General features: G+C 55.0%; 21 protein-coding genes. 18 read left to right on the forward strand and 3 right to left on the reverse strand.

Features of this window, described 5'->3' with window-relative positions; all coding sequences use genetic code 11:
- Nucleotides 1–14 precede the first annotated feature (14 nt).
- Nucleotides 15–914 (reverse strand): LysR family transcriptional regulator, encoded by a 900-nt coding sequence (locus tag NDQ72_17880; GenBank protein WKD27884.1) that lies wholly within the window; start codon nucleotides 912–914, stop codon nucleotides 15–17.
- Nucleotides 915–1,024: 110 nt separating this feature from the next.
- Here NDQ72_17880 and NDQ72_17885 point away from each other — a divergent pair, with 110 nt between their 5' ends.
- Nucleotides 1,025–1,663, forward strand: coding sequence for an NAD(P)-dependent oxidoreductase (locus NDQ72_17885; protein ID WKD27885.1), 639 nt, complete (start codon nucleotides 1,025–1,027; stop codon nucleotides 1,661–1,663).
- 81 nt (nucleotides 1,664–1,744) lie between these two features.
- Here NDQ72_17885 and NDQ72_17890 read toward each other — a convergent pair whose 3' ends face one another.
- Nucleotides 1,745–2,638, reverse strand: coding sequence for a LysR substrate-binding domain-containing protein (locus NDQ72_17890; GenBank protein ID WKD27886.1), 894 nt, complete (start codon nucleotides 2,636–2,638; stop codon nucleotides 1,745–1,747).
- Between the two features lie 185 nt (nucleotides 2,639–2,823).
- Here NDQ72_17890 and NDQ72_17895 point away from each other — a divergent pair, with 185 nt between their 5' ends.
- Nucleotides 2,824–3,144, forward strand: coding sequence for a hypothetical protein (locus tag NDQ72_17895; protein ID WKD27887.1), 321 nt, complete (start codon nucleotides 2,824–2,826; stop codon nucleotides 3,142–3,144).
- Nucleotides 3,145–3,263: 119 nt separating this feature from the next.
- On the opposite strand, the gene NDQ72_17900 is transcribed toward NDQ72_17895, so the two are convergent.
- Nucleotides 3,264–5,396, reverse strand: coding sequence for a PhoX family phosphatase (locus tag NDQ72_17900; protein WKD27888.1), 2,133 nt, complete (start codon nucleotides 5,394–5,396; stop codon nucleotides 3,264–3,266).
- Between the two features lie 255 nt (nucleotides 5,397–5,651).
- Here NDQ72_17900 and hemP point away from each other — a divergent pair, with 255 nt between their 5' ends.
- The 16 genes from hemP (at nucleotide 5,652) to NDQ72_17980 (ending at nucleotide 23,308) form a co-directional block, all read left to right on the forward strand.
- Nucleotides 5,652–5,819, forward strand: coding sequence for a hemin uptake protein HemP (gene hemP / locus NDQ72_17905; GenBank protein ID WKD27889.1), 168 nt, complete (start codon nucleotides 5,652–5,654; stop codon nucleotides 5,817–5,819).
- Between the two features lie 111 nt (nucleotides 5,820–5,930).
- Complete coding sequence (locus NDQ72_17910; protein ID WKD27890.1) at nucleotides 5,931–7,904, forward strand: TonB-dependent receptor; 1,974 nt, start codon at nucleotides 5,931–5,933, stop codon at nucleotides 7,902–7,904.
- 31 nt (nucleotides 7,905–7,935) lie between these two features.
- Nucleotides 7,936–8,988, forward strand: a complete 1,053-nt coding sequence (locus tag NDQ72_17915) for a heme degradation protein (GenBank protein WKD27891.1) — start codon at nucleotides 7,936–7,938, stop codon at nucleotides 8,986–8,988.
- Nucleotides 8,985–9,854 carry an ABC transporter substrate-binding protein gene (locus NDQ72_17920; GenBank protein ID WKD27892.1) on the forward strand — a complete coding sequence of 290 codons (870 nt, stop codon included), beginning with the start codon at nucleotides 8,985–8,987 and terminating at the stop codon, nucleotides 9,852–9,854. Before NDQ72_17915 ends, NDQ72_17920 begins: the two co-directional genes overlap by 4 nt.
- Complete coding sequence (locus tag NDQ72_17925) at nucleotides 9,851–10,891, forward strand: iron ABC transporter permease (GenBank protein ID WKD27893.1); 1,041 nt, start codon at nucleotides 9,851–9,853, stop codon at nucleotides 10,889–10,891. Before NDQ72_17920 ends, NDQ72_17925 begins: the two co-directional genes overlap by 4 nt.
- Nucleotides 10,885–11,646, forward strand: coding sequence for an ATP-binding cassette domain-containing protein (locus NDQ72_17930; protein WKD27894.1), 762 nt, complete (start codon nucleotides 10,885–10,887; stop codon nucleotides 11,644–11,646). The genes NDQ72_17925 and NDQ72_17930 overlap by 7 nt, the downstream gene beginning before the upstream one ends.
- 15 nt (nucleotides 11,647–11,661) lie before the next feature.
- Nucleotides 11,662–12,234, forward strand: a complete 573-nt coding sequence (locus NDQ72_17935; GenBank protein ID WKD27895.1) for an RNA polymerase sigma factor — start codon at nucleotides 11,662–11,664, stop codon at nucleotides 12,232–12,234.
- 4 nt (nucleotides 12,235–12,238) lie between these two features.
- Entirely contained in the window at nucleotides 12,239–13,249 is a 1,011-nt protein-coding gene (locus NDQ72_17940; GenBank protein WKD27896.1) for a FecR family protein, read from the forward strand.
- A gap of 89 nt (nucleotides 13,250–13,338) precedes the next feature.
- Nucleotides 13,339–13,950: a biliverdin-producing heme oxygenase gene (locus NDQ72_17945; GenBank protein ID WKD27897.1), complete on the forward strand. Its 612-nt coding sequence runs from the start codon at nucleotides 13,339–13,341 to the stop codon at nucleotides 13,948–13,950.
- Between the two features lie 52 nt (nucleotides 13,951–14,002).
- On the forward strand, nucleotides 14,003–14,266 hold the full coding sequence (locus NDQ72_17950) for a hypothetical protein (protein WKD27898.1): 264 nt from the start codon (nucleotides 14,003–14,005) through the stop codon (nucleotides 14,264–14,266).
- 124 nt (nucleotides 14,267–14,390) lie between these two features.
- Nucleotides 14,391–17,396: a TonB-dependent hemoglobin/transferrin/lactoferrin family receptor gene (locus tag NDQ72_17955; GenBank protein ID WKD27899.1), complete on the forward strand. Its 3,006-nt coding sequence runs from the start codon at nucleotides 14,391–14,393 to the stop codon at nucleotides 17,394–17,396.
- 126 nt (nucleotides 17,397–17,522) lie between these two features.
- The gene (locus tag NDQ72_17960) at nucleotides 17,523–17,789 is read left to right on the forward strand and encodes a hypothetical protein (protein WKD27900.1); all 267 of its coding nucleotides are present in this window, start codon (nucleotides 17,523–17,525) and stop codon (nucleotides 17,787–17,789) included.
- Nucleotides 17,789–18,427, forward strand: a complete 639-nt coding sequence (locus NDQ72_17965) for a FecR domain-containing protein (protein WKD27901.1) — start codon at nucleotides 17,789–17,791, stop codon at nucleotides 18,425–18,427. Before NDQ72_17960 ends, NDQ72_17965 begins: the two co-directional genes overlap by 1 nt.
- Before the next feature lie 89 nt (nucleotides 18,428–18,516).
- Nucleotides 18,517–19,131 carry a biliverdin-producing heme oxygenase gene (locus NDQ72_17970; GenBank protein ID WKD27902.1) on the forward strand — a complete coding sequence of 205 codons (615 nt, stop codon included), beginning with the start codon at nucleotides 18,517–18,519 and terminating at the stop codon, nucleotides 19,129–19,131.
- A gap of 469 nt (nucleotides 19,132–19,600) precedes the next feature.
- The gene (locus NDQ72_17975) at nucleotides 19,601–22,603 is read left to right on the forward strand and encodes a TonB-dependent hemoglobin/transferrin/lactoferrin family receptor (GenBank protein WKD27903.1); all 3,003 of its coding nucleotides are present in this window, start codon (nucleotides 19,601–19,603) and stop codon (nucleotides 22,601–22,603) included.
- Between the two features lie 126 nt (nucleotides 22,604–22,729).
- Nucleotides 22,730–23,308: a heme acquisition protein HasA gene (locus NDQ72_17980; protein ID WKD27904.1), complete on the forward strand. Its 579-nt coding sequence runs from the start codon at nucleotides 22,730–22,732 to the stop codon at nucleotides 23,306–23,308.
- Nucleotides 23,309–23,384: the final 76 nt, after the last annotated feature.

Raw genomic sequence — 23,384 nt, forward strand, 5'->3', positions numbered from 1 at the left:
CGCGGCTGTCACTTTTAGTGCTGCATTTGCGATTCAAAAAATGTCATAAACGCACGTACTTTGGCGGGCACATGCCGTCCAGGCGGGTAAACCGCATAAACACCCCCCTCGGACAGAGACCATTCGGCCAAAACGCGAGCCAAGCGTCCGGCCGCTATTTCCGGTTCGGCGGTAATATCGGGCAGCACTGAAAACCCGCCTCCGGCAGCGGTCAAAGCCACTAAACTCACCGTCGAATTGGCTGCTAACCTTGCGTTCATTTGCACATTGACCAAGGTTTCTTGTTGCTTAAACGCCCACGTTAAAGGTGCTTTTAATGGCGTGAAGGCAATCCAGTCGTGTGTTTCCAGGGCTTTCGGGTGCGCTGGCACGCCGTGGCGTTTTAGGTAGCTGGGAGCAGCCACTACATACTGTTGAAATGTGCCTAACCGACGGGCACGCAGAGTGGAATCTTTTAACCAGCCTAAACGAAACGCTAAATCGATTCCCTCTTGCACCATATCGCTGACTTGGTCGCCGCTACGCAGTTCGATATGCAACGCTGGGTGCAAACGGCTGAACGCTACCACCACGTCGCTCAGCACCCCGGAGGAGTAATCTTCTGGAGCCGTTATACGCAGTTCACCATGTAGCTGCTGAGTATCGCTCACGGTGCTCTCAAGCGCGCCCTGTAAACTTGCTAACAGCGGGTGGCACTGATGGTAGAGTGCTTCCCCAGCTTGGGTAAGTTGCACCCGCCGCGTTGTGCGATGGAACAGCGTGACACCCAGGCGCGTTTCCAGCTGGCGAATTTGTAGACTCACGCGGGTTTTTGTACAGCCTAGCCGCTCAGCTGCCTTGGTAAAGCTACCGGCTTCCACCAGCGCGACAAAGATCGGCAAACCGTTTAAATCGAACTCATTGGCGGTGGTCATTCATCACCCTACTGTTATGAAATCAATAACAGTAAATTACGTTAATCGCTATTTTTCAAATCAATAAAGCGTCAGACAATGCAGCGACAACCTACTTAAGGAGAACTGTTATGAAGATTGCACTGATTGGCGCTAGCGGATTCATTGGATCTGCCCTATTAACCGAAGCGCTATCCCGCGGCCATCACGTGACGGCGTTAGTGACCCGGCCCGAGCAGGTAGCGCCACAGGAGAATCTCACTACCGTTAAAAGTGACGTGTTAAATACCGATGCGCTTGCCGAGCAGCTACGCGGTTCCGAGGCCGTTATCAGCGCCTTTAGTGGCCACGCCCAGGAGGATGTTTACGAGTATTACCTCAAAGGCTTTCGCTCGATTTTGTCAGCCACTCAACAAGCTTCAGTACCTAGGCTACTGATAGTGGGTGGCGCAGCAACACTCGAGGTAGCGCCGGGTCAGCTTTTGTTAGATGCACCTGGTTTTCCAGCAGAGTACCGGGCCACGGCGGAAGGGGCGCAAACAGCTCTTGAAACCTTACGCGCACAAACAGCCCAAGCATGGATGTTTCTCTCCCCTGCTGCTGAGATTTTCCTCGGCGAACGCACAGGCAACTTCCGGCTGGGCGGCGATACGCTACTGACCGACAGCGAAGGCAACAGCCGTATTTCCGTGCAGGATTACGCCATCGCCATGATCGATGAACTGGAAAACCCACGACATACCAATCAGCGCTTCTGCGTCGCGTATTGAGTGGCCAGGAACGCTTTCTCGACCCGGCATAGTGTCGGGTCGACTATCAGGGCTACGCCGGTCAAAGACTTCCTTATGAACTCATCCCTTACGAAACGCCTCTACAACACGTTCAGCTAATACCTCGCAGGCATCGCGACTGCCCGCACGCTTGACAAGAAATACCTGATAATCGCCCAACGGCGGTAGAGAATCGTTGTTTAACCGTTTGAGCGGTGGGCGAATCAAGCTTTTCGGAAAAGCCGTCACAGCCAGATCAGCCAGCATAGCCGCTTCCTGACCAGCACAATGGTCACAGGAGTAAGCGATCCGGTAATTAACCCCAGCATGGTCAAGGGCGTTTAGCGCGATCCTCCGCCACGTACACCCCTGTTGAGCCAAAGTCACCGGCAGTGGTGTTCGCTCCACGGCAACGCCATCCTCACGACCCGCCCACACTAACGGTTCGCTATGCACCACATCACCGCGCGCCGCCTGACCAGGCTCTCCCCCCATCACCAATGCTAAGTCGAGTTCTCCCTCATCCAGCCTAGCGAGCAAATCTTGACTGCGCCCAACGACGACATCGACCTGCACGGCTGGATGCGAGCGAGCAAACTGCGCAAGCACATTGGGTAAAATACGCCCAACGACGTCGTCAGTGATCCCCAGCCCCACGCGCCCTTCTATGGTGGGAGCTAAAAACTGAGTAACAGCTTCAGCATTGAGCTTAAGCAGCCGTCGACCATAGCCCAGGAGTACTTCCCCCTCGGTAGTCAGGCGCACATAGCGCGCCTCGCGCACAAATAGCGTTTGCCCAAGCGTTTCTTCTAGCCGTTTGATCTGCATGCTCAACGCAGATGGGGTACGAAATAGCTGCTGGGCGGCGCGGGTGAAGCTGCCGCTCTCCGCAATCGTCACAAAGGTGCGTAGCACCTCGCTATCCAGTAGCGGCAAGGCAGCTCGGCTGGGAGCTATGGTCGATAGTTGATTCATCACGCCCACTCTTCAGAAAAACTTAACGATCAGTGTAGATCTTTTCGTTTGATTGATCCAAGGCGAAGTTCCAAGCTGTTCACAAGAGGTCGCGACCCTCTCACTTATTGACCACAAACCATACCTGTCCAGTCAGTGCCCAGACACCGCTGCCTGCACAGTCGTTGTGAAAAAAGAGGTGCGCGATGAAGTGTGAATGTTCAGCCCAACATGCCCAAAATGCATGGATAAAAGCCAGCCAATTGGCGCCGCCCCCAAAGCCACCACAAGTAGATTTTTACATGCCGGCCATGCCGTCAATGAGGCTAATTCGCGCGCTAGATATGGGCTGGTGGCGTTTTCGGCGGCGCTGTCTTTTCCGCCGCCATATACTGCCGCTATTGGCCTACGATGATCAGGTGCTGATAGATATCGGCCATTGCCGCGAAGATATTCTCTGGGCCAACAAGCTCCCATTGAAGATCGACGCCATCCACGCGTTAGAAGTCCGGCAGAAAAAGCGGTAAGCCCAAAAGGCCCAGGATCAAAAAAAGCTCCGAACCTTTCACAGGTTCGAAGCTTTTAATGGAAGCTCTCAATAGCGTTTTAAGCACCCACAATGGTGACTAGGACTCAACCGCTATTTTCACACCCCTATCGGTCCACCATCGCGCTTCTGAATAACAACGGTAGATGCCCGAGGGCGTACTTGGCCACTGGTCTCAGTGGTGGCATCTTGGGTCAGTGCGCCACCATCCGCGGGCCAGTTGCCGGGGTGCTGAATATTAATAAACAACGCCGTTTTGTCCGGCGTCGCAAAAATGCCGGTCACTTCACAACCGTTAGGCCCTACGGCGAAGCGTTTCAGTTGCTGCTGGTTGCTATTGTTAATCACCGGGCCGGTACCTTGAATCTCGTCCAGGCTGTTAGGCACCACGGCTAATAGCTGGTCGTTGGTGTACTCGGTAATGCCTTCGTAACCATTATCGGTCTGTATCCAGAGAATGCCCTGACCATCATCACGCTGGTCAAACCACAGACCATCGGGGCTGGCAAACTGGTTCATTTCAGTCAGGCCGGAATGATTGCCTTCATCATTAGTGGCGGCACCAAACACAAACACTTCCCAGCGAAAGGCATTCGGCAAGCGGCTTTCACGCCAGCGGATAATGTGACCTGCTTCGTTATTAGCGCGTGGATTAACGGCGTTGGCCGGGGCTGTCTCATAGCCTACCCCTAGCTGAGCAATGTCATCGCCTTGATTGGTGAAAGTAGCCGCTGCGGCTTCTTCGCTACGCTTCGAATTATTGGTCAGCGTTAGATACACCTCGCCAGAGGAAGGATCCACGGTTGCCCACTCCGGGCGGTCCATCGGTGTCGCTCCCAGTAGATCCGCTGCATCACAGGTGTTAATAATCACCCCAGCCAAGTCATCCTCTGCCAAGCCCAAAGCCGTTGCCAACGAACGGCCATCGCGTGTTTGCGCGCTAGGTATTAGCGGCAACCACTCACCGCTGCCATCAGCGTTGAAGCGAGCCACATAGAGGGTGCCGTTATCCAGATACTTACTACCAATGGCGAGGCGGTCATACGCTTCACCCGGGCGATTGGCATCGGCGGGGTCCCAGGCAGCGTCAGAAACATACTTATAGACGTACTCGTTGCGGGAATCGTGGCCAGAGTAGTACACCACGGGCTGCCCTGCTTCCAACTTACCCAGCCAGCACCCTTCATGGCGGAAACGGCCAAGTGCCGTGCGTTTTACCGCGTGCGCATCACTATAGGGGTCGACTTCTACTTGGTAGCCAAAAGTGCGCGCTTCGTTGCGGTAATCGTCTTCGGCACGCTCGCCCCGTGGTGTGATATTGAAACGAGCAAACTCATCGTTGTCTTCAGAGGCATCACCCGCCGAGGTATCCCAACCATAGCGGCTTTTATCGGTAGGAATACCAATCCGCGCGTCGTCCTGGAAGAGTTGGCCGTGATTAACAAACACATTGGGCCAGTTCTCTTCGCAAGCGATATAAGTGCCCCAGGGCGTTAACCCATTACCACAATTGTTATTGGTGCCACGGGTTTGCGTACCCGCTGGAGAGAAACGCGTTTTCACATAGTCACTGCCTGCCACTGGGCCAGCAATTTCCATCACCGTCGCGCTGGTAAGGCGGCGGTTATAGCGGGAGCCAGGCACATGCGACCAGTCTCCGTCAGCGCCTTTCTCAACTTCCACAATAGTGACACCGTGAGCGTTGATTTCAGTACGCGACTCTTCGGCGGGGCGCTTGCCTTCAGCATCAGTGGGGCCACCTTGAGGTGCCCACAGCGCTGCTTGATCGATATATTCGTTGTTGAGCACCAGCACAAAGCGCCGTGAGGCGTTATCGGCATCCAGGGCAAAACCAGCCATTCCATCGTGGTTCATACCCACGCTAGCGGCTTGACGCTCGGCAGTCATTGGCTGGTCGGATTGCCAGCTGTCACCAGCCCTCAACGGCGTGCCCCACGGCACCAGCACTTGGGCAACATAGCCTTCAGGCACTACGACAGCATCCGTTAGCGATCCTTGAACTGCCTCAAACGCCAGCGTCAACGGCGTTTTTTGCGCCCCGTTTGAAGCCAGTGCTTGGGCGGCACCGCCAAAGCCAAGCATTGAAGCGGCGGCCAAACCCAAGCCGCCCCGCATTACCGCTCGTCGCGAAACATGCTGCGCTAACACATCCGCAAACGGCTGGTTGCTGCTCTGATTAAACAGGCGATGATCTTCAATTTCCTTGCTCATAACAACGGTCCTCTCGTCACGGTTAACACGCGCTAGTTTTATGTTAAGAGGACACTAATCAATTTAAATGACAGGGTAATGACGAGCACTCTACGGTTAGGTGAACGTTCATTAGCAAGCTATTCCCCACCTTAAAAACTGTTGGTTAAGCATCTGCACGGTGGTTAGGTAAGGTTGGGAGTGATGGTTGTGAGAGGTAGTCAAATCTGCTAAATTAATGCTAATAGTTATCATTACCACGGGAAACAATCTCTCATGCAGCCCAGAAAAAAAGACATTCCGCCAGAAGGCTCGCCTAGCGCATGTCGCGAAGTGACAAGTCAGGCGCTGCTTGATCAAGACGGTCAGTTGGTTATTCACCATGAACAGCGACGCTATGTGCTGCGCCGCACGAAAAGCGGCAAGCTGATCTTAACGGCGTAAGCCTTTTTAAAATAATCACTTACCTACTACTAACCCTTTTAGCCAGCCAGGTAGCCCATCGCACCCAGCCAGCAACATTATCCATCACTTTCTGCTGGAACTGCCTGGCCCATGAAACCAACTCACACGTTAGGCTTTTGCCTTACCTTACTCCCTCTTCTGCCTGCCAACGCCAACGACTCAGGCTTAGACCCCCTAACAGTCACAGGCACCCGAGCACCGACGGATCTGTCCCGCGCACCGCTGATTATCGACATCATCGACCGCCAAGATGCAACGCTCGCCACCGCGAGTCGCGTTGAAGACGTGCTGAGCCGCCAGCCTGGCCTGCATGTGGCTGGCCAAGGACGCCGTAACGGCCAAACGCTGAGTATGCGTGGCTTCGGCAGCAATGGCGTACTGGTGCGCTTGGACGGCGTTCGCCAGGATATTTCCACCGGCCATGTGGGCAACTTCTTCCTCGACCCAGCGCTGATTCAAGAAGTGCAGATTGCCCGTGGCTCGCTTTCCAGCCTGTACGGTAGCAATGCCATGGGCGGCGTTGTTAGCTTTACCAGTGTAGAGGCCAGCGACCTATTAGCCCCAGGTGAAGATAGCGGTGCACGTCTTTCCCTAGGCGGGTCGACGGCTAACGACGAACTACGCGGCAGCCTGACGGCGTTTGGCCGCCGCGACACGGCTAATGGGCAAGTGGATGGACTATTTTCTGTGGGCCGTAGCGAGTCCGGCGATATTCGTCGCGCGGGCGGTGATGAAGCAGTAGAAGATGCCAGCCTCAATAGCCTGCTTTTGAAAGGCGGCTGGGAACCAAACGACGACCAGCGGGTGTTTATTAGCTGGCAGCACTATGATGAGCGCGCCACCCAACCCGCTAATCCGCAGCAGCTATCAACCAGCGCTAGCAACCCATTACGCGACCGTGACGTTGAGAGCAATAACGTACAACTTGGCCACCGCTGGCAACCGAGTGGGGCCACTGAAATCACCTCTCAGCTTACCTTTAGCCAACAGGATATCGACGAGCCACAGGCTAGCCGCACCCTGGAGCGGGTCGGCCTGCAAAGCGATGGCTATCACAGCATCGACCATGGCTGGATTTCACAAACGCTGGTGTTTGGCGCAGAGCTGGAGCAAGCTCGCCAACGGCCTAACGGTGAAGCGAATGGTTTCCCTAAGGCTGATATCGATACCCAATCGGCCTATCTTGACACCACGCTTACTGCGGGCCGCTATTTAGCAGAGAGCGGCGCGGGGCAGTTTGACGTCGGCATTGGCGCGCGCTATGACCGCTATGATGCCAGTGGTCAAAACGATGCCGACAGCGTGCACGACCAAGTGTCGCCGCGCTTCCGTCTTGCCTGGCGACCCGACGATGCCTTGATGCTGTTCTCGGGCTACGCCGAAGCCTTCCGCGCCCCCAGCCTTTCCGAGCTTTACGCCAACGAGCGTCACTTTGCCGGTTTCTGCTCAGGGCCATCTTTTTGTACGCCCGACAACTACTGGATTCCTAACCCTAGCCTGTCGCCTGAAACCAGCCGCACCTGGGAAAGCGGTGTGGTATGGCACCACGGTGACTGGCAGGCGCGCGCCAGCTACTTCGACACCCGTGCAGACGACTTCATCGACACTCAGGTCGATATCATGGCGGGCACAACTCAGGCCGTAAACGTGCAGCGTGCTCAGCTATGGGGCTATGACGCCCGACTTACTTGGCAACCTAGCGCATTCCCGCTGCTGACCAGCTTTGTAGGTCTTTCCGAGGTATCCGGCAAAGATCGCGACAGCGGTGAGGCTCTGGGTAGCCAAACACCGCTGGAAATGACGCTGGGCAGTGACGTCGCGCTTTATAACAGCGCTGTACGGATCGGCTGGCAGGGCCGCTTTGCTCAGGCGTTCGACAAACAGGGCGGCGATGAACGCCTGCCAGGCTATGGGCTGCACGATATCCACCTTGCTTGGCAAATCACTCCCGCTATTGATACCGCGCTGCGCCTCGCCAACCTCGGAGACAAAGTGTGGTATCGGCCCGATGGCAGTCTGGGCGACGGACGTAGCCTGTTCGCCACCCTCAACTGGCAGTGGTAACTCCTTGCAATGTTAAGCCTAGAGGTGACGTATGATTGAGTCCCAGCAGATCGCAATTCTTGAAGCCTTTGACGCAGCACGAGCAGCACAGCCTCGCCTGCCCGCGATTGATATTGCCGAGCGCTTATCAATCAGTGAAGGCGAACTTCAGGCCGCGCGCTTAGGCCGTGACGTATGGACGCTGCCCCTTGCGCCGAAAGACCTTGCGGCTCGCTTCCCCCTATTAGGCCGAGTCAAAGCGCTCACCCGCTCCCGTTTAGCCGTGCTTGAGCAAACGGGTGATTACCCTGACCTAGACGGCGGACCGCAAACCGGTTTGCTGCTTGACCCAGGCGGTCTAGATTTGCGGTTACTATATTCCCATTGGCATTGGGCTTGCCTGATTCGTGACCCCATGCCCACGGAGAACGAGCAAGGCCATTGGCGTTGGAGCCTGCAAATCTTCAATCAGCATGGCTGTGCCATTCACAAAAGCTTTGCGCTGGAAAATCCACTGCCCCGCCCATGGGGCGCATTAGCCGCTCTAGGCACCCTAGATACCCCCGCGTTTACCCAAAGCGTGCCTCGCTTAAAGCGTGCTCTTCCTGAAGCACCGACACTCGCCAGCGAATGGGCGGCGATGCGTGATGTGCACCAATTCTTTGCCCTTCTCCAGCGCCACCATCTAGAGCGCTTTGAAGCTAACCAACTAATGGAAGGCCGTTATACTCGTGCGCTGCCTGTCGATGCCCTCGAAAACCTGTTAACCAAAGCAAGTCAACGCGCACTGCCACTGATGCTGTTCGTAGCCAGTCCAGGCTGCGTGCAAATTCGCACGGGCACGCTACCTGAACCTCAGCGCGCCCGCGGCTGGCTGAACTTGTTTGGCGAGCAGTTCACGCTGCACCTTAATGACACTGCCATTGAGCAAGTGTGGCAGGTCAGCAAGCCTAACCGCGACGGTGGCGTCACCAGTGTAGAAGCCTTCGATGCCGAGGGTTCTTTGGTGCTGCAAATTTACGCCGAGCGCCAGGAAGGTCGCGTGGAGCGGCCCGAGTGGCGACAGTTGCTGAATGAGCTCGGCAGCCAAGAGGCCGTGGCATGAGCGTCACACGCTTCGCACGCCATTCGCTTATCGCGCTACTGATTGGCTGGTTAACCACTGGCGGGGCGCTAGCCAACGAACGCTGGGTCATTTTGGGCGGCGATATCGCTGAAACCATCGCCGCGCTTGACGCGGATATCGAGGTCGTCGCCCGCGATGATACGGTGCTCCATCCACCAGCAATGGCCGCACTGCCTTCGGTCGGCTACCTGCGCCAGCTGTCGGCAGAAAGCGTCCTCTCAGTGGCGCCGGACCGTGTGTTAGCCGCGGGACATTCCGGTCCTAAGGAAGTGTTGGAACAGCTAGAGGCCGTAGGCGTAACGGTTAATGTCATTGACGCGCCCACCTCGCTTAAAGCGATTCCTGAAAAAGTCCAATCTGTCGCGCGATTAACAGAGCGTGACGACGCAGGTGAACGCCTAGCAGCCGACTTAACGGGAAAGCTTGAGCGGCTGGCCAACCTACCCGCCCTACCTTCGATCCGTGCGATGTTTATCATGCAGCATAGCGGCTTAACCCCACGTGCAGCGGGGAGCAATACAGCGGCGCACACCGCGCTTGAAGCGGTGGGGCTGGAAAATGCCTTTGCCGAGATGCAGGGCTACCACAGCGTGGGTGCCGAAGCCCTGGCCAAGGAAGCACCCGCGCTAGTGATTATGTCCCAACGGGGGTTAGACGCGCTGGGCGGTGAAAATGCGCTATGGCAGTTACCGGGTATGCGTTTAACCCCCGCAGGACGCGAACAGCGGCTTATTGTGATTGATGATCAGGCATTGCTCGGCTTTGGCCCCCGCACGCCTGACCAGCTACTCACCTTACGCCAGGACATTGAAGCGCTGCTTGGCACAGAGCAGGCTAGCCGATGATCACCAGCGCTTCCCATGATCGTTATCGCCCCTTGTTACCGCTTAGTCGAACAGCACGGGTGTTAAGTGGCCTTACCCTAGCGTTATTGATCACCCTTGGCTGGAGTGCTGCTTCAGGCGCGTTAGGTGTGTCGCCCTGGGCACTCATCAATAGCAGCGCAGATGAACTCAGTGTCCAAGTGTGGTGGCAGCTACGCCTACCGCGCCTGCTCCTGGGGGTTGCCGTGGGAGCGATGCTGGCGGGCAGTGGCGCCGCTATGCAGGGGTTATTTAGAAACCCATTGGCCGACCCAACGCTATTAGGCCTTGCCAGTGGTGCAGGGCTATTTGTAGCACTTTGGATTGTGCTATTTCAGGGCAGCGCTGCCGGTAGCCTTTACGGTCAGTTTGCAGCGGGCTTTCTCGGTGCGCTTAGTGTTTGCTTAGTAGTGTTTGGCATTGCCAAGCGCCAAGGGGGTGGCAGTGCCGCCGTCATGTCACTGCTACTAGCAGGTTTGGCAATCAACACGTTAGCAGGCGCTGGAGGCGGCGTACTGGCGTTTATTGCCAGCGACGAGCAACTTCGTCAGCTCAGCTTATGGGGAATGGGCACGCTTACCAACGCTCTGTGGCGCACCACAGCCGTAGCCCTTGCCCTGATTGCGTTTGCCCTATGGCTGTTAATACGCAGCGCTCGTGAGCTTGACCTACTTCAGTTAGGCGAATCTACCGCCCATGCAGCAGGCCTGGATGCAACGCGTTTAAAACGCCGCGTGGTCGTTGCTACCTCGCTGGGTGTAGGGCTGTGCGTCGCGCTTACCGGCGTGATTGGCTTTCTTGGTCTGCTCGTCCCCCACTGCCTGCGACTGTGGCTCGGGCCTGGCCATCGCTTGCTGCTACCCGCCTCTATGCTAGGCGGTGCATTGCTGCTAGTCGTGGCCGATACCCTGGCGCGCACCCTCGGCGCCCCTGCCGAAATTCCCGTCGGGCTATTAACCAGCCTACTGGGCGGCCCCTATTTTCTTTACCTGCTAATGCGTCGGAACCGGGCATGCTAACCCTACATCAGGCGGGTTTTACCACCACGCCCTCAATCGCGCCGCTGGACGGCACTCTTCGCCCTGGTGAGCTACTCGCCATTGTTGGCCCCAATGGCGCGGGCAAAAGCACACTACTCAGCATGCTGTCGGGATTTCGCCCCTGTGAACAGGGCGAGCTACATCTGGACGGAAAACGCCTGAGTGAGTGGCCAATCAGCGAGCTTGCCAATCGCCGGGCGCTGGTCGCCCAACAGGAGTTACCCGGCTTTGATTGGCAAACCTTTGAACTGGTGAGCTTAGGCAGCAACCCCAGCCGTGCACTGATTGCGGAACTGCTACATGACCTAGATCTGACGCATTTAGCCAAACGCAGCGTGCTTTCACTCTCTGGCGGCGAACGCCAACGGGTAATGATTGCACGAGGTGCCTGCCAGCTACTCTCACGGCGCTCTCCTAGCGCTAAAGATGGCGGGCTTTTACTGCTGGATGAACCTACTAGCGCACTCGACATCGGCCAGCAGCAGCGCTTAATGCGTCAACTACGCGCCTGGGCAGAACGGCACCATATGGCGATTGCCTGCGTGCTGCACGACCTCAATCTCGCCAGCACCTACGCCGACCGGGTATGGCTGTTGCATGAAGGCCAGCGTATTGCTCACGGCTCGCCCGCCCTAGTGCTTGACCCCGCCACCATCGCCAAGGTTTATGACGTAGAGCTGCTGCCTATCAGTAGCCGTAACGCTGCTGCCCCTCTTCTCGCCCTAACGCCCTAACGCTTTTCATGAATCATGACTAATAAGCCCTCTTCCGCCCTGCTTCGCATGTTTCAAAAAGAGCGACACCGCCTGATCAAGCGCATAAAGCAAGTGGTTGGCAGCACCAGTGTGGCCGAAGATTTAGCCCAGGATACCTTCATAAAATTATGGCAACGGCCGCCAAACGCAACCGATACCCCCGGCTTATTGCACCGGACCGCGCATAACCTAGCGCTAGACTATTTACGCGCCCAGGAGGTGCGCAGACGTCATCATTCAGAGGCGTCAAATATCTCTGCTGACGAACCACTTCAAGCGCCCAGCCCAGAGCAGTTAGCCACGACCTTACAGCAATGGCAGAGCCTGCTAGAGCAACTAGATACCCTTCCTGAACGAGCCAAGCACGTCTTTCTTCTAAACCGTGTTGAAGGTGAGACCTACACCGCTATCTCCGAGCGACTTGGCATTTCAATTAGCACCGTCGAAAAGGACATGATGCGTGCCATGCGCTTGTGTCGCGAATGGCAGCGCCAAACACAAAGTGAGGAAGATCGACGCGCCAAACGTTCTATCTATAACAATACGTCGCATTCCCAGAAAGGGTAGCACCGTGACTATACCGCACAGACCAAACACTCAGTCTCTTCATACACCATTGTTGGAAGACAACACTGTAGACGAAGCCATTGGCTGGTACTTACGGCTCAAGGACAGCAGCGCCACACCACACGACCGCCAAGCGTTTGAAACCTGGTTAAGCCGCGATCCCTGCCACCAACTCGCCTACCAAGAAGCCGAACAGCTATGGCAGGAAATTGGTGCACCTGCGCGTCTTTATGCCCTTCAAAAGGCAACACAAACAGTCCTCAAACGCCGGTTTAAACAACCTCGGCACTGGGGTTGGGCACTAGCTGCCACGTGTCTACTGGGAGTTTTGCTGAGCTTTGAACTATGGCGTGAGCCTGCTCATTTAGACCACTTAATAGCTGACACCACCACCGCACCAGGGCAATCCCAGCACCTTCAACTGGCAGATGGCTCATCGCTGCTACTTGATGGCAATAGTGCCCTGGATATTGACCTCACCGAGATGCAGCGGAGATTAACATTACGCCGTGGGCGCCTGTGGATTGACGCCGCCAAGGACCCCCAGCGTCCGCTAATTATTACCGCCGGAGAGGCGTCGGTGCGCGTTATAGGCACTCACTTTTCGGTAATGCGTAGCGGCGATCGAGTCACCGTCACGGTGTCAGAGGGGCAAGTGGCGGTCAGCGACAACCTGGACCACCAAGCCATGCTAGTGGGCGGCCAGCAAATTGCCTTGCAAGATGGTGCACTCGGCCCAGTCTCAACAGTGGCAATCCCCCTGACACGCGCCTGGAAGGAGGGAAGAATAATTTTTGACGATGCTGAAATCGGCGAGGTCGTGGCACAGCTTGAACGCATGCTACCAGGGCGTGTACTTCTTGATAATCAAGCATTTTCCGAGCTTCGTCTCTCTGGCAGTTTTCATGCCAACCAACCAGCTGCACTAATTGAAACATTAACCGATGTGTTTGGCATCACGGTGCATCACCTGCCTGGCAATCTGCTTTGGCTACGCCCCACCCATACCAGTTGATAACGCTAAGAGTAGCCAATGCAGTGTTAGTTGCCGGATACAAATTACTAACCTTGCCGTTTTTATCCACCCACAGCAGCGAGTTCATCATGGAAGCACTTTTCTCCCCGACCAAAGGGGCAAACACTCTCCCGTTAAGCAAACGGCTAAAACTTGATACACATGCGGCACATGAGCGTGTTGATGAAGCCATTATGGCGCTATCCCCATTTTCCAGCCTAAAAGGTTACCAGCGTTTTCTTATAGTTCAGTACCAATTTCAACGCCGCACAGCACCTCTTTATCATCAGCAAAATCTGGGGGCTTGGTTGGAAGGGCTGCCCGAGCGTTGCCGTTACGACGCAGTGATTAGCGATTGCCAAGACCTAGCCCTTAGCCTAAACGATTTAAAGACTCTCTCCCCCGAACCGACTATCGATTCCCAGGCAGCAGCGCTTGGTTGGCTCTATGTGAATGAAGGCTCGAACCTGGGAGCCGCCTTTTTGCTCAAGTACGCCAGCCAACTAGGACTCTCTGCTAGCTTTGGCGCCCGGCACCTTGCACCCAGCGATTCAGGGCGAGGCCTCCATTGGCGGAGCTTTACCGCCCAATTGGATGCCATATCACTGTCAGACGAACAAACAAACCAGGCACTAAGCGGCGCGAGAGAAGCATTTCAGTTCGTCAAATCGCTGGCCTCAATAGCACTAAATAACCAATAGAAAAATAGCGCTGTAAGACGCTTTCATTAACATGGCACCACAGGGAATTTCAATGACTCAAACTATACAAGGACAACCATTCAACTTACTTACTCGCAGTCTTCCCATCGCATCTTTGCTACTCAACTGGTGGGCAGCCAGCCTGTGTATCGTCACATTATTCAGTGGATGCTTAGGCACTCTTTATGGGCTCTTCCAGGAGACCCTGGAGGTTTGGCTTTCACTGCTCCTCGCGGTAGGAGCGGGTGCTCTATTGCATAGTGTGGTGATCGTACTCGCATTAACCATTTGCGTAATAGCCGAACCAACCACCTAACGTAAGCCTTGGTTTTTAGAAATAGTTGTCTAAAAAACTGTTTTTTCATGATGGAAACCGTCCCTGCAAACGTTAATGATTATACAAACGATTATTATTAGCGTAACAATGGAGCGTTATTTCAATGCATTTTAAGGTTTTTTCCCGATCCCCAATCACTGCCGCTGTGATACTGGGCCTGCTTGCCGCGCAAACTCAGGTACTGGCACTGGCACAGGCCCAGCCCTCTGTACCGAACTCATCCAAGGCGACGCAGCAAACCCCGTTACAACAGCGCTACACGTTCGACCTGCCCGAGCAGCACCTGCTCTACTCGCTCGGTGAGTTCACCAGCATCACCCAGATTTCCGTCGTTCGCCAGGATGGCCAGCCCATCGACGGCACCGCACCTGCCTTACGCGGCGAAATGACAGCCGATGAAGCACTTCGCACACTGCTAGCCGACTCCTCACTAACTATTTCATACCGTAATGGCAGAACCGCCGAGCTGCTGGAGCCAGCAACCTCGCTTACCGTGGGCAACCAAACGGCCTTTAGCACCCTGACCGTATCGGCTGAGCGTATAGGTGACGATTGGGTATATCACGAACCGCGCGCAGTGAGTGTTATCAGCCGCGAACAGATCGATCGTACGCCACCCCGTCATGCCGCCGATATGCTCCAGGAAACGCCCGGCGTTTATAGTGCGGTCAATGCGCAAGACCCAGGGCTGTCGGTCAACATCCGTGGCATGCAAGACTTTGGGCGCGTCAACATGATGGTTGATGGCATGCGCCAGAACTTTAACGATAACGGTCACCAGCAACGCAACGGCACCATGTATGTCGACTCCGAGTTATTGTCGGACGTTGTCATTGAGAAAGGCGCCAGTACGGGGGTACATGGCGCGGGCGCCATCGCCGGTAGCGCCAACTTCCGCACCATCGATGTAGATGATGTTCTTTTACCGGGTAAAGATATCGGCGTGCGCTTACGCGGCATGACCGGCGTAGGTGGCGAAGGCAATGGAGTCAACTTTATTGGTAGCGCGGCTGTGGCCGGGCGCCTTGGCGATCGCTGGGAACTACTGGCGGCACGCAGCAACCGTAATTTCGGCGAATATGCGCCTGGCCGTCGGCGCCCTAATTACGATTTCTTGACAGTCGGCGTGCAGGACCAATTTCACCAAGAACTCCAGCAAGATGTAGAGCGCGTTCGGTTTACCGACAACGAGCAAGACTCGAACCTGTTCAAAGCGCGTTTTCATATCGATGACGATCAGTCGCTAACGTTTTCCTACTTAGGCACCGAACTTTCTTACAACAACGTCTCTGACCGGCAGGTCTTACGAGCCGGAGAGGTAGTCGACGGCGATAATGCCTGGCGCCGCTTTGGCGATGCCAATACCACCTCCGATTCGGTCAGCCTGCGCTATAACCTCAACCCCGAATCGCCTTTGATCAATTTCGAAGCCAATGCCTATTTCGTCTCTACCGAGGGAAACCGCTATATCGAAGCGGGCAGGCCGGTGATTGAGGGCGGCACCAACATGACCGACCTCTACTGGATGATGGGCTCCTGCGAACAAAATCCCGTACAAGATAGGCACTACAATGCTTGTCGCGCTGGTCTAGATAACAATAACCGCACCGAAATAGATACCTACGGCTTTACGCTGGAAAATACCGCGCGCTTTTCACTAGGCGGAATCGATGGGTTTTCGTCCAACCATGGTATCGAGTACTTCATCGACAAGGGCAAATCGACGACGACACAAGAGCGCGGAGGACGACAGTTTGGCGGCAGCCTAAACACCATGCAACCCAACGGTGAACGCAGTATTGCCAGCGCCTTTGGCAACTTACAGTGGGAAGATGAGACGTTTACTCTGGCAGCGGGGCTGCGCTATGACTACTACAAGCTCAAGGGCTCAACTCAACTGCCGGGGGCGGAGTGGACATATAATGATCGCTATGCAATGGCGCTGAGATACGCGCAGTCCAGATTAAATAGCGCAGAAAGTCAGTGTCGCAGTCCGTATCTTTCAGAGGCGAAACGCCAAAGAGCGTGTGATCGAATTCCCCAAGAGCAGGCATTCGTCAATGATCCAACCACTTTTCCTAACTATCAGACCAGCAACAACTTCAATCCAATGTGGCAATCAGAAACCGTGCTGCATGACTATGACGTCGATAACAGCATGGACAAGCTTCTGCCAACGCTATCCGCAGCCTACCGTCCTAATGAGAACATCGAGCTATTTGCCAACTGGGGCCGAGGCTGGCGACCACCGGCACTCACCGAAACTCTGATGCAAGGCAGCCACCCTGGTGACCCTTTTGCAGTGCTATTCCCTAACCCCCATGCACAACCGGAAACCTCGCGCAGCTGGGATCTAGGCGCCAACTTTACTGCCCAGGATCTGTTTAAAAGAGGAGATCGCTTTTTCAGCAAGCTTTCTTACTACGACACCCGTGTGGATAACTACCTGATCACGTCCATGGTAAACGTCATGCCGGGGCAGCCAGGCACCGGGCTAGGTCACACCATGTTCGTCCCCAACTTGCTGCCTATGAACTTCCGTGGCTTAGAGCTGGAAATCGATTACGACGCTGATACTTGGTATACCCAGGCCAACTACACCCACGTTTTAGGCAGCGATAACCAGTTCTGCCAACGCATTTACCCTCTTGGCAGCGGATGGATTCAACAAGACATACCCAATGAAGATGGCAGCTACCCTGACGCTCACTATGAAGCAATCGAAGCGGGCTACGAGTCCCGCGAGGATCAGCTCGATAATCAAACCTATTGCGGCATTGACGTCATCGGCATGAACAGCGCTCGGCAATTGCCCATGGATCGCGGCAGCCTCACCTTTGGTACCCGCTGGTTCGACCAGCGCCTAGATGTAGGCACGCGCCTTAACTACAGCGCAGGCGGTGGCCCAGAGGATTTCGATTTCGACCTCTGGCCCACCTACGTCACGTGGGACCTCTACGCCAGCTATCAGGTCAGCCCTAATCTACTGCTACGCGCCAGCATGCTCAACGTGCGTGACCGCAACTACGTTACCGGCTACTCGGATATTTTCTCCAAGAGTTACGGTGCGGGCCGCACCCTAATGGCCGGGGCAGAACTGCGTTTTTAATTTCATGACAGCGCTATTGTGCTGTTAACGAATATGCCCGCCAAGCGGGCATACAGGGCAGGTAACTCACCTTGCCTGCCAACTCACGGCCTCAAGGCCAACATTGTTATATAAAGGAGATTGAAAATGTCTATTAGCTATACCTACGATGAAAACAACTTCCCAGAGCTTTTCATCCCTGGCTCATCATTGGAAAGCCTACTACTTGAATTTGAGGAATCAGGCGCACCCGGCGAGCATAGTGACGATAACCCGGGCGGTATCAATGAAGGTGGATTCTTCACCAACGGAGTAGGCTCGGGCCTAGCGGGTGATACCTATGCCATGGCCAATAACGAAGGTGCGTTTGCCTTCTCAGCCACCGGGGATCTCTCCTATAACTTCGCTGATTGATGGCTGACGCCACCACAGCACCAGGACAACCCCAGCACCTTCAACTGGCAGATGGCTCATCGCTGCTACTTGATGGCAATAGTGCCCTGGATATTAACCTCACCGAGATGCAGCGGGGCTTAACATTACGCCGCGGCCGCCTGTGGATTGATGCCGCCAAAGACCCCCAGCATCCGCTAATTATTACCGCCGGAGAGGCGTCGGTGCGCGTTATAGGCACTCACTTTTCGGTAATGCGTAGCGGCGATCGTGTCACCGTCACGGTGGAAGAGGGGCAAGTAGCGGTCAGCGACAACCTGGACCACCAAGCCATGCTAGTGGGAGGCCAGCAAATTGCCTTGCAAGGTGGTGCACTTGGCCCAGTCTCAACAGTGGCAATCCCCCTGACGCGCGCCTGGAAGGAGGGAAGAATAATTTTTGACGATGCTGAAATCAGCGAGGTCGTGGCACAGCTTGAACGCATGCTACCAGGGCGTGTACTTATTGATAAGCAAGCATTTTCCGAGCTTCGCGTCTCTGGCAGTTTTCATGCCAACCAACCAGCCGCGTTAATTGAAACATTAACCGATGTGTTTGGCATCACAGTGCATAACCTGCCTGGCAACCTGCTTTGGCTACGCCCCACCCATACCAGTTAAGAACGCTAAGAGCAGCCACTGCAGTGTTAGTTACCGAGTACAAATCACTTACCTTGCCGTTTTTATCCACCCACAGCAGCGAGTTCATCATGGAAGCACTTTTCTCCCCGCCCAAAGGGGCAAACACTCTCCCGTTAAGTAAACGGTTAAAACTTGATACACACTCAACGCATGAGCGTGTTGATGAAGCCATTATGGCGCTATCTCCATTTGCCAGCCTAAAAGGTTACCAGCGCTTTCTTGTGGTTCAGTACCAGTTTCAACGCCGTACAGCACCTCTCTATCATCAACAGAACCTATGCGCCTGGCTGGAAGGATTACCCCAGCGTTGCCGTTACAGCGCCGTGATTAGTGATTGCCAAGACCTAGCCCTAAACCTAAACGATTTAAAGGAGCTCTCCCTCCCAGAGCCAGCTATCGATTCCCAAGCAGCCGCACTTGGCTGGCTCTATGTGAATGAAGGCTCTAACCTAGGTGCCGCTTTTTTGCTCAATTACGCCAGCCAACTAGGACTCTCCGCTAATTTTGGCGCCCGGCACCTTGCTCCCAGCGATTCAGGGCGAGGGCTACATTGGCGTCGTTTTACTGCTCAGTTGGATGCTATATCACTATCAGACGAACAATCTATTCAGGCACTAAACGGCGCGCGAGAAGCATTTCAGTTCGTCAGGTCGCTGGCCTCAATAGCGCTAAATAACCACTAGAAAAATAGCGCTAAATAACCACTAGAAAAATAGCGCCGCAAGCAGCTTTTATGCAAATGACACCACAGGGAGTTTCAATGACTCAAACCATAGAAGGGCAACCATTCAGCTTGCTTAATCGCAGCCTTCCCATCGCGTCTCTACTGCTCAACTGGTGGGCAGCCAGCCTGTGTATCGTCACATTACTCAGTGGATGCTTGGGCACTCTTTATGGACTTTTCCAAGAAACATTCGAGGTTTGGCTTTCACTGCTCCTCGCGATAGGAGCGGGTGCCCTATTGCATAGTGTGGTGATAATACTCGCATTGACCATTTGCGTAATAGCCGAACCACCTAACGTGAGCCATACACACCACTAAGTTTTAGAAATATTTATCTAAAAACTGTTTTTTCATGATGGAAACCGCCCCCACAAACGTTAATGATTATAAAAATGATTCTTATTAGCGAAAAAAGGAGCGTTATCTCAATGCACTTAAAGGTTTTCCCCCGATCGTCAATCACCGCCGCTGTGATGCTGGGCCTGCTTGCCACTCAAACTCAGGTACAGGCCCAGCCCTCTGCGCAAAACTCAGTCGATGCGCCACAGCAGACTCCCTTTCAGCAGCTCTATACGTTCGACCTTCCCGAGCAGCATCTGCTCTACTCGTTGGGCGAGTTCACAGCGACTACCCAGATTTCCGTCGTTCGCCAGGATGGTCAACCTATCGACGGTACCGCACCTGCCTTACGCGGCGAAATGACAGCCGATGAAGCACTTCGCACACTGCTAGCCGACTCCTCACTAACTATTTCATACCGTAATGGCAGAACCGCCGAGCTGCTGGAGCCAGCAACCTCGCTTACCGTGGGCAACCAAACGGCCTTTAGCACCCTGACCGTATCGGCTGAGCGTATAGGTGACGATTGGGTATATCACGAACCGCGCGCAGTGAGTGTTATCAGCCGCGAACAGATCGATCGTACGCCACCCCGTCATGCCGCCGATATGCTCCAGGAAACGCCCGGCGTTTATAGTGCGGTCAATGCGCAAGACCCAGGGCTGTCGGTCAACATCCGTGGCATGCAAGACTTTGGGCGCGTCAACATGATGGTTGATGGCATGCGCCAGAACTTTAACGATAACGGTCACCAGCAACGCAACGGCACCATGTATGTCGACTCCGAGTTATTGTCGGACGTTGTCATTGAGAAAGGCGCCAGTACGGGGGTACATGGCGCGGGCGCCATCGCCGGTAGCGCCAACTTCCGCACCATCGATGTGGACGATGTTCTTTTACCGGGTAAAGATATAGGCGTGCGCTTACGCGGCATGACCGGCGTAGGTGGCGAAGGTAATGGAGTTAACTTTATTGGTAGCGCGGCTGTGGCTGGGCGCCTTGGCGACCGCTGGGAACTACTGGCGGCGCGCAGCAACCGTAATTTCGGCGAATATGCGCCTGGGCGTCGGCGCCCCAACTATGACTTCCTGACGGTAGGTGTTCAGGATGAGTTTCACCAGCAGATAGAGCAAGACGTCGAACGGGTCAGATTTACAGATAACGAACAGGACTCCAACCTGTTCAAGGCACGCTTTCATATCGATGACGACCAATCGCTAACGTTCTCTTACTTGGGTACCGAGCTCTCCTATAACAACGTTTCCGATCGTCAGGTACTCGACCCCGTCGATGGTAGCGTGCGCGACGGCGATGATGCCTGGCGCCGCTTTGGCGACGCCAGTACAACCTCCGACTCGGTCAGCCTGCGCTATAACCTTAACCCCTCCTCCCCTCTGATTAACCTGGAGGCTAACGCCTACTTCGTTTCAACAGAAGGGCAGCGTTATACCGAAGCTGGCCGGCCTGTGGTTCAGGGTGGCACCAACATGACCGAGCTGGCCTGGATGATAGGCGTCTGCGAGACCAATCCGGTTCAGGATATGTACTACAACGCCTGCCGGGCGGGGCTTGACAACAATAACCGCACTCAAATCGATACCTACGGCTTTACATTGGAGAATACCGCGCGCTTTTCACTAAGTGGCATGGACGGTTTCTCCTCTAACCACGGTATTGAGTATTTTATTGATAAGGGCGAGTCCACCACCACACAGGAGCGTGGCGGACGCCAGTTGGCCTCGACCGACAACACCATGCAGCCCAGCGGAGAGCGCAGTATTGCCAGCGCCTTTGGCAATCTGCAGTGGGAAAACGAGACCTTTACCCTGGCGGCAGGGCTTCGTTACGACTACTACAAGCTTGATGGCTCCACCAAGTTGCCTGGAGCGGAATGGACTTATCGTGACCGCTATGCCATGGCTTCGCGGCACGCAGAGAATCAGTTGGCAAATCGAACCAGAAATTGTCATAACCCCTCCCCCGGTTCAAGTGAGCGCTCGATACAGAGGGCTTGCGATAGCATTGCTGCTTATGAAGGCTACGCCAACGACCCAACCACTTTCCCCGGCTATGAGACAAGCGGCCATTTCAATCCAATGTGGCTCTCAGAAACCGTGCCACATGACTATGACGTCGATAACAGCATGGACAAACTTCTGCCAACGCTATCCGCAGCCTATCGCCCCAATGAGAACATTGAGCTGTTTGCCAACTGGGGCCGCGGCTGGCGGCCACCCTCACTTACCGAAACACTCATGCAGGGCAGCCACCCCGGCGACCCCTTTGCGGTTCTGTTCCCTAACCCCCATGCACAGCCGGAAACCTCGCGCAGTTGGGATGTAGGCGCCAACTTTACTGCCCAGAACCTGTTTCGCGATGGAGACCGCTTTTTCAGCAAGCTCTCCTACTACGATACCCGCGTGGACAACTACCTGATCACTTCCATGGTTAACGTGATGCCAGGACAGGTAGGGGGATTAGGCCACACCATGTTCGTGCCCAACCTGCTACCGATGAACTTCCGTGGTTTAGAGCTGGAGATCGATTACGACGCTGAAAATTGGTATACCCAAGCTAACTACACCCATGTTCTGGGTAGCGATAATCAATTCTGCCAAAAGGTCTACCCACTAGGCAGCGGCAATATCCGCGAGGATATGCCAGATGAGAACGGCAACTACTCTGACGCCCACTACGAAGCCATCGAGGCAGGCTACGACTCTTATGAAGCCATGAGAGATGACCTGACCTATTGCGGCATCGATGTCATCGGTATGAACAGCGCCCGGCAATTGCCGATGGATCGCGGCAGTCTGGTATTCGGCACCCGCTGGTTAGATCAGCGCCTGGATGTGGGCACCCGCCTTAACTACAGCGCCGCAGGCGGCCCAGAAGATTTTGACTTTGATTTGTGGCCCAGCTACGTCACCTGGGACCTCTACGCTAGCTACCAAGTCAACCCTAACCTGCTACTGCGTGCCACCATGCTTAACGTGCGCGATCGCAACTACGTTACCGGCTACTCGGATATTTTCTCCAAGAGTTACGGGGCGGGCCGCACCCTAATGGCCGGGGCAGAACTGCGTTTTTAATTTAATGGCAGCGCGATTGTGTTGCTAACGAATATGCCCGCCCAGCGGGCATACAGGGCAGGTAACCCACGTTACCTGGCAATCACGGCCTAACGGGCCAATATTAGTAGATCAAGGAGACTGAAAATGTCTATTAGCTATACTTACGATGAAACTTGGTTCCCCAGCGATTTCACTTCCGGGACACTGGAGAGTCTACTGCTCGATTTTCAGACAAACGGGGCGGAAGGAGAGCACGATAATAGTAACCCGGGCGGTATCAACACCGGTGGTTTCTATACCAATGGGGTGGGCTCGGGCCTTGCGGGCGATACTTACGCCATGGCCAATAGCGATGGTGCTTTTGCCTTCTCAGCCACCGGAGATATCTCCTATAACTTCGCCGCCCATGCACTGACAGGCACCCTGGAAAGCATCACGCTGGGTTCCTTCCTCAACAGCGACGGAACGGTGACTAACGACTTCATCACCTTTACCTTCGACGACCCGATTGTGTCCGAGAACAGCGGCCGCGACAACACCGTCCACGACATCATCTGGGGCCTGATGAACGGTAAAGTGGAAGGTGCTGAGGACAGCGCTGGCACTACGAATGACGGCGGCCTGCTGGCGGTACTGGACGATGCCGGTATTCTCGACGATGCCATCCCAGCATCCGTCACTGGTGTCTCTACCAGCGAATTCGATTTCGCTCTGGCTGCGTGAGCAACGCCATCGCTATAAACAGCTAATAAAAAAGGCAAGGGGAAGCCCCTTGCCGCAACGTTCAAACACCGCGTCA

Origin of the sequence: Halomonas sp. KG2 (assembly GCA_030440445.1) — a bacterium.
Taxonomy (GTDB): domain Bacteria; phylum Pseudomonadota; class Gammaproteobacteria; order Pseudomonadales; family Halomonadaceae; genus Vreelandella.

Coding starts and splice junctions, on each gene's coding strand:
- NDQ72_17880 (WKD27884.1), bottom strand. CDS start 914: ATGACCACCGCCAATGAGTTCGATTTAAACGGTTTGCCGATCTTTGTC.
- NDQ72_17885 (WKD27885.1), top strand. CDS start 1,025: ATGAAGATTGCACTGATTGGCGCTAGCGGATTCATTGGATCTGCCCTA.
- NDQ72_17890 (WKD27886.1), bottom strand. CDS start 2,638: ATGAATCAACTATCGACCATAGCTCCCAGCCGAGCTGCCTTGCCGCTA.
- NDQ72_17895 (WKD27887.1), top strand. CDS start 2,824: ATGAAGTGTGAATGTTCAGCCCAACATGCCCAAAATGCATGGATAAAA.
- NDQ72_17900 (WKD27888.1), bottom strand. CDS start 5,396: ATGAGCAAGGAAATTGAAGATCATCGCCTGTTTAATCAGAGCAGCAAC.
- hemP (WKD27889.1), top strand. CDS start 5,652: ATGCAGCCCAGAAAAAAAGACATTCCGCCAGAAGGCTCGCCTAGCGCA.
- NDQ72_17910 (WKD27890.1), top strand. CDS start 5,931: ATGAAACCAACTCACACGTTAGGCTTTTGCCTTACCTTACTCCCTCTT.
- NDQ72_17915 (WKD27891.1), top strand. CDS start 7,936: ATGATTGAGTCCCAGCAGATCGCAATTCTTGAAGCCTTTGACGCAGCA.
- NDQ72_17920 (WKD27892.1), top strand. CDS start 8,985: ATGAGCGTCACACGCTTCGCACGCCATTCGCTTATCGCGCTACTGATT.
- NDQ72_17925 (WKD27893.1), top strand. CDS start 9,851: ATGATCACCAGCGCTTCCCATGATCGTTATCGCCCCTTGTTACCGCTT.
- NDQ72_17930 (WKD27894.1), top strand. CDS start 10,885: ATGCTAACCCTACATCAGGCGGGTTTTACCACCACGCCCTCAATCGCG.
- NDQ72_17935 (WKD27895.1), top strand. CDS start 11,662: ATGACTAATAAGCCCTCTTCCGCCCTGCTTCGCATGTTTCAAAAAGAG.
- NDQ72_17945 (WKD27897.1), top strand. CDS start 13,339: ATGGAAGCACTTTTCTCCCCGACCAAAGGGGCAAACACTCTCCCGTTA.
- NDQ72_17950 (WKD27898.1), top strand. CDS start 14,003: ATGACTCAAACTATACAAGGACAACCATTCAACTTACTTACTCGCAGT.
- NDQ72_17955 (WKD27899.1), top strand. CDS start 14,391: ATGCATTTTAAGGTTTTTTCCCGATCCCCAATCACTGCCGCTGTGATA.
- NDQ72_17960 (WKD27900.1), top strand. CDS start 17,523: ATGTCTATTAGCTATACCTACGATGAAAACAACTTCCCAGAGCTTTTC.
- NDQ72_17965 (WKD27901.1), top strand. CDS start 17,789: ATGGCTGACGCCACCACAGCACCAGGACAACCCCAGCACCTTCAACTG.
- NDQ72_17970 (WKD27902.1), top strand. CDS start 18,517: ATGGAAGCACTTTTCTCCCCGCCCAAAGGGGCAAACACTCTCCCGTTA.
- NDQ72_17975 (WKD27903.1), top strand. CDS start 19,601: ATGCACTTAAAGGTTTTCCCCCGATCGTCAATCACCGCCGCTGTGATG.
- NDQ72_17980 (WKD27904.1), top strand. CDS start 22,730: ATGTCTATTAGCTATACTTACGATGAAACTTGGTTCCCCAGCGATTTC.